Genomic DNA, 16038 nt, shown 5'->3' with positions numbered 1-16038 from the left:
CCGCCATGCCCTTCGACCGTCCCGGTGCGCTTCCTCCGCTCGACCTGCCCGCGCTGGATGCGCCGAAGCTGGATTTCGACGCGTTCGTGCCGTTCACGCTGATCGCGATCGCCAACCGCATCGCGCGCAGCGCCTCGCGCGCCTATCTCGGCCAGTTCGGCATCGGCCTGAACGAATGGCGGCTGATGGCCTATCTGCGCGTCCACCCGGGCATCACCGCGAACCAGATCTGCGACGCCTCCGAACTCGACAAGGCGGCGGTCAGCCGGTCGCTGCGCCAGCTCGAGCTGCGCAAGCTGGTCGCGGTCGGCCGCGGCGCCGGCGATCCGCGCGGGCGGGCCCTGCGGCTGACCGCGGCGGGCGACACGCTGCACGACCGGCTGGTGCGCGTCGCGCTGGCCCGCGAGACGATGCTGCTCGCCGGCTTCAGCGCCGAGGAGCAGGCCCAGCTGCGAAGCTTCCTGTCGCGCCTGCGAACCAATGCACGGCTGCTGCGCGACGGCGGAGAGTTGGAAGACGTGTGAGGGAGGCGCCGCGGCGCCTTGTCCCCGCGCGGCCGATGCATCCGAATGGCGTTTCGACCGTTACGGCTCTGTGATGAGCCAGCCCCTGCCAACCCGCGCCGCCCTGATCGTGAACGCGAAGTCCCGCAAGGGCCGGAAACTGTTCCGCCATGCCTGCCAGCTGCTGAGCAAGGCCGGCGTCACGCTCAGCGAAGCACATGCGGTCCGCAAGCCCGACCGGATGGGCGAGACGGTGAAGACCGCGATCGCGTCGGGCGTGCCGATGGTGATCGTCGGCGGCGGCGACGGGTCGCTCTCCGGAGTGGTCGACCATTTCGTCGGCCACGACACGGTATTCGCGCTGCTGCCGCTCGGCACCGCGAACAGCTTCGCACGATCGCTGGCCATCCCGCTCGACCTGCCCGGAGCCGTGGAAGTGATCGCCAAGGGCCAGCGCCGACGCATCGATCTCGGCATGATCGACGACGATTATTATGTGAACTGCGCCTCGATCGGCATCGCGCCGCTGATCGCCGAAACCGTGCCCGACGGCCTCAAGCGCGTCCTCGGCCGCGCCGGCTACCTCTCCTGGGCAGCGTGGAAGTTCACGCGCTTCCGCCCGTTCCGGCTGATCGTCGACGACGGCAGGCAGCGCCACATGATCGACGCGGTCGAGGTGCGCATCGCCAATGGCGGCTATCATGGCGGCACCGAACTGGTCGACGAGGCCGAGGTCGATTCCGGGGAAATCGTCGTCCAGGCCGTGATCGGCAACGCCCGCCACCGGCTGCTGTGGAGCTGGACCGCCAGCCTGATGAAGCTGCGCCTGCGCAAGCGCACGACCCGCGAATTCCGCGGCAAGGCCCTGCGCATCGAGACCGAGCCGCCCCTGCCCATCTCGATCGACGGCGAAGTGCTGGCCCATACGCCCGCAGCCGCGAAGATCGCCGCGGGCGTCATCGAAGTCGCCGCGCCGCACCTGCCGGATTAGCCGGAATTTGGGATTCGGTCATTATGCGGCAGCGCAGCACCGCAAATCAGAAGATTTTGGCCGGAACCCTGCCTTAAACGTGCGTTTCTGACACACCTCGCTACGAATCGCGTTAGCCGATGTTGACTGTCCGGCATCGGCTGTGCTTTGCCATGTCCAGACGGCAACAGCCGCGCGAAAGGGGACGGGGTGCATGAGCGCCTGGGGCCGGCATATGCCTGGCTCTCGGGCAACAGGGCAGTTCTTCCTCTCAACGGTTCAACGCGACCGGCGCCGCGGGGATCGCCGGCAGTGGAGGGAGATTGGCATGTTCTTGAAAAATCGGCGCAACGCGGCCCTGTTCGGCGCGGTCGCAGCCGTCATCTCGGCACCGGGCATCGCATCGGCGCAGACCGAGGCCGCCGCGCAGCAGGGCGAGGCCGTGGGCGGCGGACCGACGGGCGAAATCATCGTGACGGCGCAGCGGCGCGAGCAGACGCTGCAGAAGGTGCCGGTCGCGGTTTCGACGATCAGTGCCGGCCAGATCGAGGCGCGCCGCCTCAACAATATCGACCAGCTTTCCGGCATCGCGCCGAACCTGGTGATCACGACGGGCAACACGTCCTCCTCCTCGACGCAGATCTCGATCCGCGGCTCGGTGACGACCAACAACACGATCACCTATGATCCGGCGGTCGGCCTCTATCTGGACGGCGTCTATGTCGGCAAAGCCTATGGATCGGTGTTCGACATCGGCGACTTGGAGCGCGTCGAGGTGCTGCGCGGCCCGCAGGGCACGCTGTTCGGCCGCAACACGCTGGCCGGCGCGGTCAGCTTCGTGACGCGCAAGCCTTCCGACAAGCTGCGCATCGAGGGCGAGGCGAGCTACGGCAATTACAACTACATGTCGTTCCGCGGGCTCGTGAACGTGCCGGTGACGGACAATCTGTTCGTGAAGGTGGCCGGCATCATCCAGAAGCGCGACGGCTTCACCAAGCTGGTGCCCGATCCCTACGGCGTCGCCCAGGCCTTCGGCGAACCGACGGCGGTCGGCGATCTGGACGACAAGGACCGCTACAGCCTGCTCGCGCAGGTGCGCTGGAAGCCGACCGACCGGATCACCTTCGACTATACCTATGACCGCTCGGAGACCCGCGAACATCCGTTCACGAGCCTCTATGCCATCGGCAAGGGCAATTTCCTCGATCCGGATTCGCCCTTCTACATCGGCATCCCGGTCTATCTCTATGTGGTGCCGAACGACAACCGGCCCAAGACGACGTCGAACAATCTGCGCTCGCGCGATTTCTCGACCGTCTATGGTCATTCGTTGACGGGCACTTTCGATCTCGGCCCGGCGACGCTCAAGTCGATCACCGCCTATCGCAAGGTGAAGGTCGATCAGGCGCCGCTCGGCAACGACATCGACGGCACGCCCCTTTCGATGGCGCTCGGCGGCTTCGACAATCGCTACACCCAGTTCAGCCAGGAAGTTCAGCTGACCGGCAATCTGTTCGACGACAGGCTGAGCTATGTGGTCGGCGGCTATTATTACAAGGACAATGCCCAGGGCGACGATCCGCAATATTATTTCCTCGGCGGATCGCAGCTCGAGACGGTGCTCGGCATCCGCTCCAAGGCATGGGCAGCCTATGGCCAGGCGGACTTCAAGGTCACCGACAAGCTGACCGTGACGGGCGGCCTGCGCTGGACCAGCGAACGCAAGCAGGTCAACCGCTTCTTCCAGGACCTGCTGTCCGGTACCGTCGTCGTCGACATCACCAAGGCGGACAATGTCCACAAGACATTCTCCAACGTCAGCCCGACCGGTATCGTCGCCTATCAGTTCACCGACAATCTGAACGTCTATGCCAAATATTCGGTCGGCTTCCGCTCGGGCAACTTCAATTCCGACGCGGGCACCGATGCCGACGTTCGCATCCCCTACAAGCCGGAGGAAAACCGGTCGTTCGAACTCGGCATCAAGAGCCGCTTCTTCGATCGCCGCCTGACACTGAACATCGCGGGCTTCTACAACACCGAAATCAACAAGCAGGTGGCATCCTTCCTGCCGCAGAACGGGGCCTCGACCACGATCAACCGCAACGCCGGCAAGGCGCGCGTGAAGGGCGTGGAGATCGAGTTCGACGCGCGGCCGATCGACAGCCTGCACCTGTACGGCTCCGTCGGCCTGCTGCGTACCAAGTTCCTGAAATATCTGGACACCAACGCGTCCGGCGACACGGAGGACGTGGCGAACAACCGCTATTTCCCGAAGGCACCGCGGACCACCTTGCAGGGCGGCGTCGATTTCCGGCTTTGGGACGGCGATCGGGACGGCAAGCTGACCCTGTCCGGCGACGTGCAGTATCAGAGCCACACCTTCGCCCTGCCGGGGCAGAAGACCTACGATCCGAACTTCCCGCTGGTCGCGACGGCGGCGAGCTACTTCATCCCCTCGACCACGATCGCCAATGCACGCCTGCGCTGGGACGAGATCGCGCTCGGACACAGCGGCCTCAAGGGCTATGCGATGCTGTGGGTGAAGAATTTCACCAACGACCGCAAGGTGATCAACAAGATCGACTTCGGCCCGAATTTCGGCGGCCTGGTCGACGCCAACTATCTGGATCCGCGGACCTACGGCGTCACGCTCGGCTTCAAATACTGAGCAGCCGTCCGCGGCAATCCAAGCCCTCTCCCGTCACACGGGAGGGGGCTTTTTTTAAGGTGGCGGCTGCGGCGCATCCCCCTTCCCCGCGCGATGCCCTATGAGCCGTGCATGACCCCTGCTCATCCTCTCGACCTGCCGGTCCTCTCCGCCCTCCAGGGACGCCATTCCCCCTTCGCGCTCGTGCAGGGCGCAGCCCGCAGATATCATCCGGACTATGGGGTCTTCGCGGCGGTCATGGACCGGTCGGACGAGAGCCTTGCCAGCCTCGGCGCGCTCGTGGCCGAACAGGGTGACGTGGCATTGCTGGAGGCCGATCCGCCGACCGATGCGCCCGGCGTGGCGATCGTGTCGCAGGACGCCGGCGTCCAGATGACGGCCCAGAGCCTCGCGCCCGGACGGCCGGCCGATTTCGAAATCGTCGCCCTCGGCGACGCAGATGGGCCGGACATGCTGGCGCTCGCTACGCTCACCCAGCCCGGGCCCTTCTTCGCCCTCACACATCGGCTGGGCGACTTCTTGGGCGTGAGAGCGGAGGGGCGGTTGGTGGCGATGGCCGGCGAGCGCATGAAACCCGACGGCTTCACCGAAGTCAGCGGCGTCTGCACGCATCCGGACCATCGCGGCCGCGGCTATGCGGGCGCCCTGATGCGGCTGGTGTCCCAGCGTATCCTGGATCGGGGCGAAATGCCGTTTCTCCACGCCTATGCGAGCAATAGCGGAGCGATCGCGCTCTACAAGAGCCTCGGCTTCAGCGTGCGGCGGGAGGTGCTGATGACGAGGCTCACCCGCGGCTGAGTCATCGAAGTGACGGCTAAGCCTGGGTTCTCAGAAGATGACCGAAGCCATATAGCCAATGACGCAATACGCCGGCAAAGGCGACATTCAACGATGCCTTGCTTGGCCTTGAAACCTGCCGTTCATTCACGCCGCTGGTTACGGCGCCACCTGGGCCGGTTGGGGACTGGCAGCTTTAAGCCTTTTCTGTGTGAAAGCGGACGCTGCGGATCTGCACATTGAAGCGATCAGCAAGCCACTAGCGGGTTGGCGGTGCCTATTGGCGAGGCTGCGATCGGCGCCCCTTCCGCGCTAAACGTCAGAATCTACTTGCTTGCGAACTGCATCGCGTCAGAGGCGGTCTTGAGCCGGCCGATGATGGTCACTTGAGTCAGACCGGCCTTATGAAGCCGTTCTTTGGCCTCATCCTTCCAAAACAGGTCGCTATGCGGGGGAAGTTTCGCCTTTAGCTCCCTGACCAAGTTCAAGGCGTCTTTTGCCCGTGCCTGAAAGTCATCCAGGGGCCAGTAGAGAACCTTTTTCAGCGCTGGCTTAGCACCAATGCCGGCCTTGGTGCAGGGCGTGACGAGTATCGCCGTTATAGCAAGTTCGTCGGCACCAGGTACATTGTCCCTGACCCAGTCAGGATGCATCGCCGCCTGTTTGGCCTTCTCGGCACCGAAAATGGTCGTTGCACTGCCGGCAGCATGATCTTCGAACACGATGCCCTTGGTTTCACCCAACCACCACGGATCGGGGGCTGCGTCGGTTTCCCCGTTCCCAACCGCGAAACCGAGAAGCTCGCCTAGTTCGCGCTGCCCCTCCTCGAAAGTCGCAGGCACGGCAAGGTTCTTCAAAATGCGCTTGGCCTTCTTCTCGAATGCGCGATCGTTTGCGGTTCCCATCCCGAGCAGGACCGCTTCGAGGCGCTCGACCTGAGCAATGGCGTCCTGATCGACGATATCGGATTCCGCTGCTTCCGCAGCCGACTCTGCCTTGGCGAGCCGAGATAGCCAGCCAACATTTGGGGCCGCTTTCATCGCCTCCACGAATTGCTCGCGCGCGGCTTTCTGGTGCGCGTCGTTGGGCGCTTTCGACATCGACCAGGCGGCGGCACCGGCGAGATAGTGCCACAGAGCGCGATAGCCGCGCAGCTCCGGCGCGGTCAGCTCGGCCGTGATCGCGCGCGCCTCTACCAGGGCCGTGTCGGCGTCGCCCATCCAAAGAGCCTTCTGGTACCGGATTTCCCGAGCGACCACCTTCTCAAGAAGGTCCATCGCCGGATACGGCGTCTGCGTATAGTTTTCGGCATCGTCGAGAATTGCGGTATTTGCCTCCGCCCAATCATCTTTATTGGCGAGGAAGCTTTTAAAGTTAGCGATGAGTTCACCGGATTCTACGCCACGCGACTGCTCGACACCGAAGGCGAGCTCGGCCTGAAGCTCGGGGTGAAAGTGCGCCCAATTACGGTCGTCGGCGAGATATTCCAGCAACTCATGGCCGGTCACGAAGACCGCAGAGCGATCCTGCAGCGCCCGCGTACAGCGCCCTGCAGCCTGCAGCACGCGCGTCTGGAGACGCTCGTTGAAGAGCGCACTGGCACTCATCTTGGTCATCAGGAAGCGCTCTTGCGCGTTAGTCGCTTTGGGCAAGCCATCGAGACACAACAGACGGCATTCGTCGTTGGGGAAGTCGATGCCGTCGAAGCGGCCGGCCATAATCGCGGCGGCCTTATCAGCATGGATGAAGGCATCCTTCGAATCTTCGATGTCGGCGGCATTGAAAATTTCGAAGCCATCCAACTCCTCGACCTGCACTCGAATGGCCGCGGCAGCCTGCTCGTTGGCCGTCAGAACGACGGAGCGGCCGGCGAGCTTCTGCATCCGCAGGCGTAGCTTTTCGCCCTCGGCCGGCTCGAGCGAGAGGCCGGGAAAGATAAAGAAACGGCGCCCGACGCCGGTCGATCGGAAGCCTTCGGGGGCAGGCAGGCGCGCGATCGATGCAGTCCCGGTCAGCCGTTCAAGATCGCCACCGGCGCCGAGCGTCGCCGACATGTAGATGCGCTGCTTCGCGCTGGCGAAGGATCTGTGAGTCCAGACAGGTGGAATCAGTGGCCGGATGAGGATTTCTCGGGACGCCAGATACACATGGCAGGCAGTCAGATGATCGCGTAGCAGTCTCCAGCGGAAGGTCACGTCGTCACTGGCGTCGGAATTGGCATCGAGGATCGCGGTGAGCTGTGGTGCGATTTCCTGAAGCACCGTCGAGGGCAGCTTATCGACCCAATTCGCGTCGGAGGGATCCTTCCATTCGCCGGTCAGGCGCGCATAGGATTGGCTGGTGAGATAGGGGCGCAACAAGCCACTGACTGCGGCATGGAGCGGGGCATGATCCTCCTCGCCGGCGCGGATTTCCAGCGACCACATCTTGGCGATGTAATTTTCAGCGGCATGCGCATCGTCGATGATGACAACGTCGGGATTGGTGAAAAACGGACCGACGTTGAAAAGGCTGGAATAGGTCGTGACGGCGATCTTGCTACCGGTCGTATAATCGGACTTCGCCGCGGCAGGATAGTTATGCTTGGAGCCGGTGAAGCCGACCGCATCTATACCGTAGCGGTTCTGGGCTTGGTCAACGGTCTGGTTGACGAGCTGCCGTGTTGGGCAAAGATAGACGACGCGTTCCTTGAACTTGCGCCGACGCCATTCCGCGATCAGCAGGCCGACCAGCGTTTTCCCGCTGCCGGTGGGAAGTTGAAGAGCGACATCCGCCTCATCGACCATCTGCTCGCCATAGGCGCTGAGCATGTCGCGCTGATGGGTCATGACATCCGGCAGCTTGCGCCGGGTTAGAGTCTGGAAAAGCTTGGCAGGAGAATCCGGTGCGCTGAGTGTCGGTGTATTCTTCTTAAAGGCCATGCAACGAACCCGTTCAAAGATGTCATTTAATTTGTACTATAGATCGTTTCGACACCTCGCAATTCGATTTGCCAGCATGGCTCGCCAACATGCGTCGCCAGAGCACCGTAGCTACTGGGTATGGAGAGAACGGTTTTCCGCGGATGCGCTAGACGACGCCGCTGCGCGCCCGAATAGCCGGCAGAAAATGTTCATCGATTCAGCTACTCACGTGTTCCGCCATCAGCTCCGTGAGTAAATGGAAGGAATTCTCTCTTCCATCTTCCGCTTGATTTTTGACGCATCTACCGAAACGATGCGTGTGGTTCGCGACCGGGTTGCGGCATCGTGGGGACACGCGCGAACGACGGGGGCGTGCGACAGCGTCATGGCGACGGCGATTGTAACTAGGGCCAAGAGTTCGGCGCCCGGCCAGTATCTGGGGTACGGACTGCAAGACGTTCGCCTGTGCCGGCATCTGCTGCGCGCCGGGTCGGGCAGCAAGGTTTCGCTCGAGTTTATCGAAGATACCGCCATCCATCGGCCGGATGGTACATTGTGGCTCGAGCAGTCGAAAAGCGCGCTCAGCGGAAACCCGATTGCCGACGGTTCGGTGGAGCTTTGGAAGAGCTTCGCCAATTGGGCGAGCCTGTGCATCGATGGCAAAATCAACCCGGCGATGACGGCCTTCCGTCTATATGTAAGCCCGTTGAAGGACGGGCCGATCGTAATGCAGCTCCACGAGGCGTCGAGCGACGCCGAGGCAAAGGCCTTGCTCGCGACGATCGCGAAGAAAGTCACGCCGTCGACCAAGCTCAAGGGCTGCAATCCCAAGATCAGCGATTTTCTGGCAGCGGGCGAAGCTAACTGCATACAGATCATCCAGAACTTCCGGTTGATCAGCGCCGATGATCCTGTCGAGCCGATCCGCGAACTTCTGCGCTTCGCGGTGCTTGAGGAGGCGCTCGACGACTTTTGCGCCCATGCGATCGGCATGGCCAAGAATCGGATCGCGGCGCTTCTGCGCGATGGCAAAAAGCCGCTGCTCGATGCCGAAGCGTTCCGGCGGGATGTACGCGATTTCATCCGGCGCCACGGTGCGCTCGGTTTGCTGGTTCCGACGACGGGCAGTCCAACCCCTGCCGAGGTCGATGCTGTGCTTGCGACGACTCCGATGTTCGTCCAGCAACTACTGAAGGTGCAGATGCCGACCGAGGATGTCGTGCGTGCAGTCAGCGATTACTTGCGTTCGGATGCGGATCGGACCTTGTGGGCGGCCGAGGGCCGTATTGTCGCCGAGAGCCTCGATGCGCTGCACGATACGCTTGAGGCGCATTTCAGGATCATACGGGGTGAGATCGACGATCTGCTGACCGACAAGGATGAGGAGACGCGCGGCCGCACCGTGTATCGGCGCTGCGTCTCGCACCAAGCACCGCTCGATGGTCGCAATGTGCCGGGCTACTTCATTCCCGGCACCTTCAACATGCTCGCCGACGATGTCCGGGTCGGCTGGCATCCGCACTTTGCCGACTATTTTTCGGGGACATGATGTTGAGGCAGCAGGTCACATCGGTCGAGGCCGTCCAGAATTCCGCGCTCGGGTCAGTGCTCCTGTGGTCGTTCGGCCGAGGCTATCAGGAGGAAGTGTTGGGCCGTCTCCCGGTCCTGCCGCTGGCGTTCCTGTGCCTCCCCTTGGTGCTTCACCGACCGACGCTCGAAGTGGTTACCGGCACGTTTCCATCGTCCGGGCTCGGCAAGTTCATCGAAAAATTCGAGCGGCATCGCGAGGATCTGATGGCAGTGCATGACCGTGCGCTGGCAATGCGGCGGCTGACGCTCGAGGCGCTGTCGACGGGAAGTGCTGCTGGCTTATTGTCGATTATGTACGAGGATGCGCAACTACGCGCCAATGAGGTGAAGCTGCGCAAGCCGAGCGAGCGTATCCGCCCGTATACCGCCGCCGCTGACAAGCTCGGCCGCTGGTTTGCGCGTGTACCCCCGCCAAACGTGTTTTCTTTGCTGCGAGTGACGCCCTGATGCATCTGCAGATCCTCAAGCTCATTCTTTGGTCGAAGGACGGTCATCTGCCGCGGATCGTGTCATTCGAGCCGGGCATGGCCAATGTCATCAGCGGGGCCTCCAAGACCGGCAAATCAGCGGTTATCCCGATCATCGACTATTGCCTCGCCTCTACCAAGTGCACCATCCCAGTGGGGACGATCCGCAAGGCCTGTTCCTGGTTCGGCATCGTTATCCAGACGATTGAGGGGCAGAAGTTGCTCGCCCGCCGGGAGCCCGGCGATCTCAAACAGACTGGTGACATGATGCTGCTTGAGTCTGAGGGCGAAATCGATGTGCCTTTGGAGAGCCCAGTCAAGAACAGCACGGCCGATGGCGTGAAGCGGATCCTCGACCGGTTGTCGGCCCTATCGAACCTGGACCTCGAGCCGACGGCGGAACCGGGCTTCAATTCGCGGGTCAGTTTCCGCGACCTGACCGCATTCATGTTCCAACCACAATATATCGTCGCCAACCCCGCCGTGCTGTTCTTCAACGCTGACACAACCGAGCATCGCGAGAAGCTCAAGGCGATCTTCCCGTATGTCGTCGGCGCACTCACCGCCGACATGCTTGCGGCCAAGTGGGAAATCGACAAACTACAGCGGCAGTTGCGGCGCAAGGAAGCCGAACTAAACGCGATGCGCTCGTCGGTGCGCACCTGGCAGGTCGAGGCGCGGGGCTGGATCAGGCAGGCGATCGAACTTGGCCTCTTTGCGCCCAACACGGTCATTCCCGACAATTGGCCAGACATGCTCGAAATGCTGCGCACGATCGCTCAGGGCAGTAGCCGATCGGCGCAGCCGAGCGTAGGATCGATCGAGGCGACGCTCGTTGAGCTCCAGCGCCTGCGCGAGGAGGAACGGCAGATCGCCGCTATGCTCGCCGAGCGCCGGCAAAGGCTCAATGAGATCCAGCGGCTGATCGATAGTAGCCTTTCCTATGGCTCGGCGATGCAGATCCAGCGCGAGCGACTCGACGTCTCGACCTGGCTCGGCGAAGTAGTGGAGCGGTCGGACGATCCGATCGTCGCGCTCGGCGGCGGCGGGCGCGATAGGATCGAGATGTTGCGCGAGGCGCTTGCCGGCGTCGAACTGCAATTGCGGTCGCAGCCTTCGCTGTCCGACGCCTTCGACCGGGAACGTGTGCGGTTACGTGGCGCGGTGGAAGAAGGCACCGCGGCTTTGAGCGCGATCCGGCGCGAGATGGCGCTGCTGGAGCGCCGATCGGAGCAGGTACGCCAGGCGACTTTTCGCTCGGACCGGATCGAGCGCTTTCTCGGCCGGCTCGAACAGGTCATCCAGCTGTATGAGCGGACAGGTGAGGACGCCAAATTGCCGGCGGAGATCGACGTGATCCGCACACGGATCGCGGATTATCGGAAGATCTATTCGGAAAATCAGGTCAAGCAAAAGCAGATCGCTGCGCTCAAGATCATCGAGACCTATGCGTCGCGGATCGTCCCAACGCTCGATGCCGAATGGCCCAATGCGCCGATCGAACTTTCGGTCGATGATTTGACAGTGCGCGTCGTTCATCCCGATCGTACTGACTATCTCTGGGAGATTGGCAGCGGTGCGAACTGGTTGGCGTATCATGTCGCGGTGATGACCGCGCTGCAGCGGCTCTTCCTGACCGACATCGGCCATCCGGTGCCGGGGCTGCTCGTATTCGACCAGCCGAGCCAGGTCTATTTTCCGCGCGGGTTCGAGGGCCCGCATGTCAGCGAGTTGGGCCGCACGCGCGACGAGGATGTGCGGGCGATCCGCTGGGTGTTCGAAGCACTCGGGAGCGAAGTGCTGCAGGCAAACGGCCGCTTGCAGATCATCGTCCTCGACCATGCCGGCCCCGAGGTGTGGGGCGAGATCGAGGGAGTTACGCTGGTCGAGGAATGGCGCGGCGACAAGAAGTTGGTACCTGTCGCATGGGGCGAAGCCGCTGCCTCATAGCCGTGCATCCGGACCTCGTTTGGGCCGCGGCAACCTTGGGTCGCGCGGTGGCGTTTCCGGACTAGACCAGCGATGATTTCTTCGCCTTGGCGTTTTCGTCCAAATCTGCCGATTAGCGCCAGAACAATTAGCGGCGGCCTTCAGGATCGATGAGGCTGAGCTCAAACGCAGCCAATATGGGGCGCGAAGCCGACGCGGTGCTTCGTCGCCCGGAGTGTCCGCTATCCGAGAATCACGCCCCAGACTTGCCGTTCCGGATCGTCCCAATGACAGCCGCTAAGCGGCGCCAGCGCGTACGGGAGTTGGGTAAATAGCTGTAGGCCGCGCTATAGCGCAGGAAGGCTGCATTCCCGCCGCTGATCCCCACCAGGCGTCTCAACACTCAGCTGTGGGCGCGAGCCTCGCGGTCGCGGCCTCCCCTGTCTTCGCCGTCGGGGCGTGGAAATGCAAGAGGAGGTCGCGGGTTCGTCAGATGTGAAATCACAGGCCGACCGCAACTCCTCCAGACGCTTTTCGCACATGGTCCGAATGGCAGCTCCCAATTCAAAGCAATAGCGATTTGCCTATGGGAGTGAGGCTGCGATGGATCGGCAGCAGCGCATCTCCTTTCAATCACGGATCAATCGCTCGCCTAGAGCCGCAGGGAAAAAATATGATCCGTTTCGGGGTGAATTCCCGTTCCTCGATTCGCTTCGAATATCGACAGAAGAAAGGCGATCGGTCGAACGGACGCCAAATAGCGGGTTAATCCGGCATTTATTTCGGGGCTCCCAGGCTATGCAACCGCAGTAAAATATCATCGTAGCGATAATAGCTCGGCGAACGGAGGCATGGACGACACGGCTCATCATGATTATGAAGAGGCCACCTTCAACCTATGAGGTGACCTGTGCAGATGAATAGCCATGCAAAGGCCGAGTCGACGTCCGAGACCATCAAGGACGAATGGGTGAGGCCCGAGATCGTATCGGTTACACCCATCACCGATACACGCGGAAATGGCGGAGCTGGCTTCGATTTTGCGTCCGAAGCATCCAACTGACTTTCGCGCTGCGTGCATCGATATCGGTTCGGCGGTCTCCATCTTGCATCGGAGACGCCGTTAGCGGGCGTGCGAGATGTCGATAGCGCCTGCCCGGCCGATGTTCGGATCGCGCTTGGCGAGCGGCGGCCATTCCTGGCCGAAGAAGCTGTCTACCAATGGGGCGGCGGCTATGCGCTTCGGCTCGGGAAGATCGGGGACTGTTGGTCGTTCGGATCCCGCTTCGAAGAGACGATCCTCGTCGCGGCGGACGGTCGCTCCGTCACGCTCGTCGGCGGCGCACATTCTCCTTCCGACGGCGTGGTGGACGTGTTGGCCCGCCGCATCCTCCCGCGCGTGGCGACGCTGTTCGGCGCGACGGCGCTGCACGGTGCGTCGCTTGCCAAGGGCGACGCGGGGATCTTGCTGCTGGGCGCGTCGGGGGCCGGCAAATCGACCACGACCGGCGCTCTGGCGATGGCCGGATGGAGCATATTGAGCGACGATGTTTCGATCGTGCGGAACGAGGGCGAGGCCCTGCTCGAACCCTGCACGACGGGCTTCTGCATCTGGACGGACTCGCTCGCCGCACTGCGGCTGGACGAGCGTGCCTGCGTGCGCATGGCCGGCTATGACGGCAAGCTGCGTCACGATCCCGAAACCGAACACAGGCTTTCGCCGGCGCGCTTGAGCGCCTGCGTGGTCCTGACGCGATCGCCGGACGCGCGCGCCATTCATGTCGAGCGCCTAGGCCAGGCCGAAGCGCTGATGGCCGCCATTCGGCAGCTGGTGGTGTTCAATCCCGTCGCCTCGCACGAGGACCAGGCGATGGAGGTGAACCGGCTCAACGCCGTCATGGCGAAAACGCCCGCCTTCCGCCTCACCTATCCGGACGGCTATTCCCATCTTCCCGCGATCGAAGAGGCATTGAGCGGCCTGCTCAATCGACAGGCGTCTCCGGCGGCGGGAACGGCCAGCCCGTGGGAACGGACGGTCAGCCCTGCTCGACCAGGATGAGATTGCGCTCCCGCATTTCCGCCGTCCATTCGGCGATCTGCGCGGCGCAGAGTTCCGGCGTCACGTCGTAGCGATCGAGCACGAGCGCGCACAGGCCGGACACCGTGTTCGGCGTATCGAGCAATTCCCAGATGCGCGCCGCGGTCCGGTTGAGCTCGACGAAATCGCCGCTCGCTATGTCCATGATGATCGCGCCATCATCCAGGGGCGCGGTGATCAGTTCCGGCGCGCGGCGAATGCGTGCCGTCCGGCGATCCCTCTCATCCATCTGCCGCCCTTCCCGTGACTCTATGGCCGGAGCTTAAAAGCGTTTTCGAGCCACATGTCCACCGCGACGCAGAACCAGATGCCGTTGAGAAACGGATTGGGGGCAGGCCCGGCGAGGCCGCTGCTGCGCCAATTGCGATGCGCGTCGAACAGGCCCTCGATGACGGCGCCGTCGATCCAGCCCATTTTCGCCGCGATCAGATCCGTGGGCGGCCGCTGCCCGAAATAGGCAGCGATCGCATCGATGACGGGAGCGGCGAAGCCGGCCTTGTCCTGCCGTGTCCTGACGGGCTCGGGCAAGGTGGCCCGCATCGCCTCGCGCAACAGATATTTCCGCTGGCCATTGCGGAAGAGCATGGCTCCAGACGCGCCCATGAAGAAGCGGATGAGCCGCAGATCGTGAAACGGATGCCGAAGCTCGACGCCATGGCGCGAGACGCTGGCGAGGATCGGATCGAAGACCAGCTCCCGATGGGCGGGCGCCATCGCGGCATATCGCCGCTTCTGGGCGAAGCCCGGAAGGTCCGCCGGACGCGACGCCTCTCGCCAGCGCGCCGCCAGATCGATCCGCCCGGCCCAATCCGGCTTTATCCACGGCGGCAAGGGAGCGGCAGGATCGCCGAATGGCCAGACCGCGCTCCGCCGCCTACGCGCGCTGACGATCGGGCCGATGCTCAAGCCGAGAAAATGGCGCAGGTCGGCGACGGAGCAACCCTGCAATCCGGCAGGAAAGGCCTCGCGCAGCAAAGGGCCGAAGCGGCCGGACAGGACAAGGTCGGGCCAATGGGCGCGCGAGCCGTTCATCCAGTCGTCGCCGCCCTCGCCGGTGAGCAACACCCGCTCGCCCAGAGTTTCCATGAGCCGGCATGCCGATCGGGTCGGCCCGAGCGCGTTCGGGCGGATGGGAAGGTGCAGCGTGTCGGCGCACCATTGGCGACTCTCGTCGATATCGTAGCGGGCGTCTGCGACGACGCGCGCCGCGATGCCGAGATGCTGCTCGACCATCCGGCTCCACCGCGTCTCGTCATGCGGCTCGCCGGGATAACGGGCGCTGATCGCGCCGACCGGGCGATCGATCCGTCCGGCGCGATGCAGTTCGGTTGCCCGGCACAGGATGGAGGAGGAATCCAGCCCGCCGGACAGATGCGCCGCGGTCGGCCGTTCGCTTCTCAGGCAGGAAATCAGCGCCTGATCGAACAGGGCGTTGAAGCGCTCGACATGCTCGCCATCGGAGAGGCTCGACAGATCCTCGTAGCGTTCCTCATACCAGCGCCACGTCCGGACATGACCGCGATCGATAGACAGGGCGCCGCCGGGCGCGAGGCGGAATATATCCTGCCAGGGCGTTTCGGTGCGGCTCAGGACGCGTGCCGCGAGAATTTCGCCGAGAAATCCCTGATTGAGCGTGGGGGGTCGATCGATCGCCGCAAGCAGGGCGCGCGGCTCGCTGGCAAAGAGGAGCCAGGAGCCGTCGTGCGCCCAGAACAGCGGCTTCCACCCTGTCGCGGAGCGCGCGCAGAGCAGGCGCCGCTCCCGCTGCCGCCAGATCGCCATGGCGAAGTCGCCGACGAGCGCGCTCAGAAACCCCTCGCCCAGCCTAATGAAGAGAGCGAGCGCGATGTCCGCATCCGGCGCCGAGCGGAGCACTGGCGCGGGTTCCCCCAGCAGGTCGAGCAGCTGATCGCGATTGTCGAGGCGGCCATCGAACGCGATCCGATAGCCGCCCTCCTCCGCTTCCGGCCAGTGCGCGCCGTTTCGCGCCGCGGCGACCAGGCCGGCCGGACCGTCCTGCCAGAACTGGAGGCCATCACGGCCGGGCAGGGTTTCGGCCATCGCTCTCAGCAGCGCCGGATCGACCGTGCTGCCATCGGCGCGGATGACGCCTGCTATCAACCCCGTCGG

11 protein-coding genes are annotated in these 16038 nt (G+C 63.4%); 8 read left to right on the top strand and 3 right to left on the bottom strand.

Annotated features, from left to right (window positions below; translation table 11 throughout):
* Positions 1-5 precede the first annotated feature (5 nt).
* From GQY20_RS11430 to GQY20_RS11415, 4 genes are all read left to right on the top strand, one after another.
* Positions 6-524 (top strand): MarR family winged helix-turn-helix transcriptional regulator, encoded by a 519-nt coding sequence (locus GQY20_RS11430; RefSeq protein ID WP_157217195.1) that lies wholly within the window; start codon positions 6-8, stop codon positions 522-524.
* Between the two features lie 73 nt (positions 525-597).
* Positions 598-1494: a diacylglycerol/lipid kinase family protein gene (locus tag GQY20_RS11425; protein WP_157217194.1), complete on the top strand. Its 897-nt coding sequence runs from the start codon at positions 598-600 to the stop codon at positions 1492-1494.
* Positions 1495-1801: 307 nt separating this feature from the next.
* Positions 1802-4144, top strand: coding sequence for a TonB-dependent receptor (locus tag GQY20_RS11420; protein ID WP_198350918.1), 2343 nt, complete (start codon positions 1802-1804; stop codon positions 4142-4144).
* Between the two features lie 111 nt (positions 4145-4255).
* Complete coding sequence (locus GQY20_RS11415) at positions 4256-4942, top strand: GNAT family N-acetyltransferase (protein ID WP_157217192.1); 687 nt, start codon at positions 4256-4258, stop codon at positions 4940-4942.
* A gap of 305 nt (positions 4943-5247) precedes the next feature.
* Here the strand turns inward: GQY20_RS11415 and GQY20_RS11410 are convergent, their stop codons facing one another.
* Positions 5248-7842: a DEAD/DEAH box helicase gene (locus GQY20_RS11410; protein ID WP_157217191.1), complete on the bottom strand. Its 2595-nt coding sequence runs from the start codon at positions 7840-7842 to the stop codon at positions 5248-5250.
* Positions 7843-8080: 238 nt separating this feature from the next.
* Between GQY20_RS11410 and GQY20_RS11405 the strand changes: the two genes are divergently transcribed.
* The 4 genes from GQY20_RS11405 to GQY20_RS11390 all read left to right on the top strand — a co-directional run bounded on the left by GQY20_RS11405 (position 8081) and on the right by GQY20_RS11390 (position 13869).
* Positions 8081-9373, top strand: coding sequence for an ABC-three component system protein (locus GQY20_RS11405; RefSeq protein WP_157217190.1), 1293 nt, complete (start codon positions 8081-8083; stop codon positions 9371-9373).
* A gap of 2 nt (positions 9374-9375) precedes the next feature.
* Positions 9376-9861, top strand: a complete 486-nt coding sequence (locus tag GQY20_RS11400) for a three component ABC system middle component (RefSeq protein WP_198350917.1) — start codon at positions 9376-9378, stop codon at positions 9859-9861.
* Positions 9861-11831 carry a DUF3732 domain-containing protein gene (locus tag GQY20_RS11395; protein WP_157217188.1) on the top strand — a complete coding sequence of 657 codons (1971 nt, stop codon included), beginning with the start codon at positions 9861-9863 and terminating at the stop codon, positions 11829-11831. The genes GQY20_RS11400 and GQY20_RS11395 overlap by 1 nt, the downstream gene beginning before the upstream one ends.
* Positions 11832-12942: 1111 nt before the next feature.
* Positions 12943-13869: a hypothetical protein gene (locus tag GQY20_RS11390; RefSeq protein WP_157217187.1), complete on the top strand. Its 927-nt coding sequence runs from the start codon at positions 12943-12945 to the stop codon at positions 13867-13869.
* Here the strand turns inward: GQY20_RS11390 and GQY20_RS11385 are convergent.
* The gene (locus GQY20_RS11385; RefSeq protein ID WP_157217186.1) at positions 13847-14137 is read right to left on the bottom strand and encodes a PqqD family protein; all 291 of its coding nucleotides are present in this window, start codon (positions 14135-14137) and stop codon (positions 13847-13849) included. The two genes, GQY20_RS11390 and GQY20_RS11385, sit on opposite strands and share 23 nt — an antisense overlap.
* 20 nt (positions 14138-14157) lie before the next feature.
* Positions 14158-16029 (bottom strand): asparagine synthetase B family protein, encoded by a 1872-nt coding sequence (locus GQY20_RS11380; protein WP_198350916.1) that lies wholly within the window; start codon positions 16027-16029, stop codon positions 14158-14160.
* Positions 16030-16038 lie beyond the last annotated feature (9 nt).

Origin of the sequence: Flavisphingomonas formosensis (genome assembly GCF_009755815.1) — a bacterium.
GTDB lineage: Bacteria > Pseudomonadota > Alphaproteobacteria > Sphingomonadales > Sphingomonadaceae > Flavisphingomonas > Flavisphingomonas formosensis.
This window is presented reverse-complemented; position numbering and strand designations above follow the sequence as displayed.

Bases quoted from the DNA above. Each gene is read 5' to 3' on its own strand.
- GQY20_RS11395 (WP_157217188.1), top strand. From the start codon at position 9,861: ATGCATCTGCAGATCCTCAAGCTCATTCTTTGGTCGAAGGACGGTCAT.
- GQY20_RS11410 (WP_157217191.1), bottom strand. From the start codon at position 7,842: ATGGCCTTTAAGAAGAATACACCGACACTCAGCGCACCGGATTCTCCT.
- GQY20_RS11420 (WP_198350918.1), top strand. From the start codon at position 1,802: ATGTTCTTGAAAAATCGGCGCAACGCGGCCCTGTTCGGCGCGGTCGCA.
- GQY20_RS11415 (WP_157217192.1), top strand. From the start codon at position 4,256: ATGACCCCTGCTCATCCTCTCGACCTGCCGGTCCTCTCCGCCCTCCAG.
- GQY20_RS11405 (WP_157217190.1), top strand. From the start codon at position 8,081: ATGGAAGGAATTCTCTCTTCCATCTTCCGCTTGATTTTTGACGCATCT.
- GQY20_RS11430 (WP_157217195.1), top strand. From the start codon at position 6: ATGCCCTTCGACCGTCCCGGTGCGCTTCCTCCGCTCGACCTGCCCGCG.
- GQY20_RS11385 (WP_157217186.1), bottom strand. From the start codon at position 14,137: ATGGATGAGAGGGATCGCCGGACGGCACGCATTCGCCGCGCGCCGGAA.
- GQY20_RS11425 (WP_157217194.1), top strand. From the start codon at position 598: ATGAGCCAGCCCCTGCCAACCCGCGCCGCCCTGATCGTGAACGCGAAG.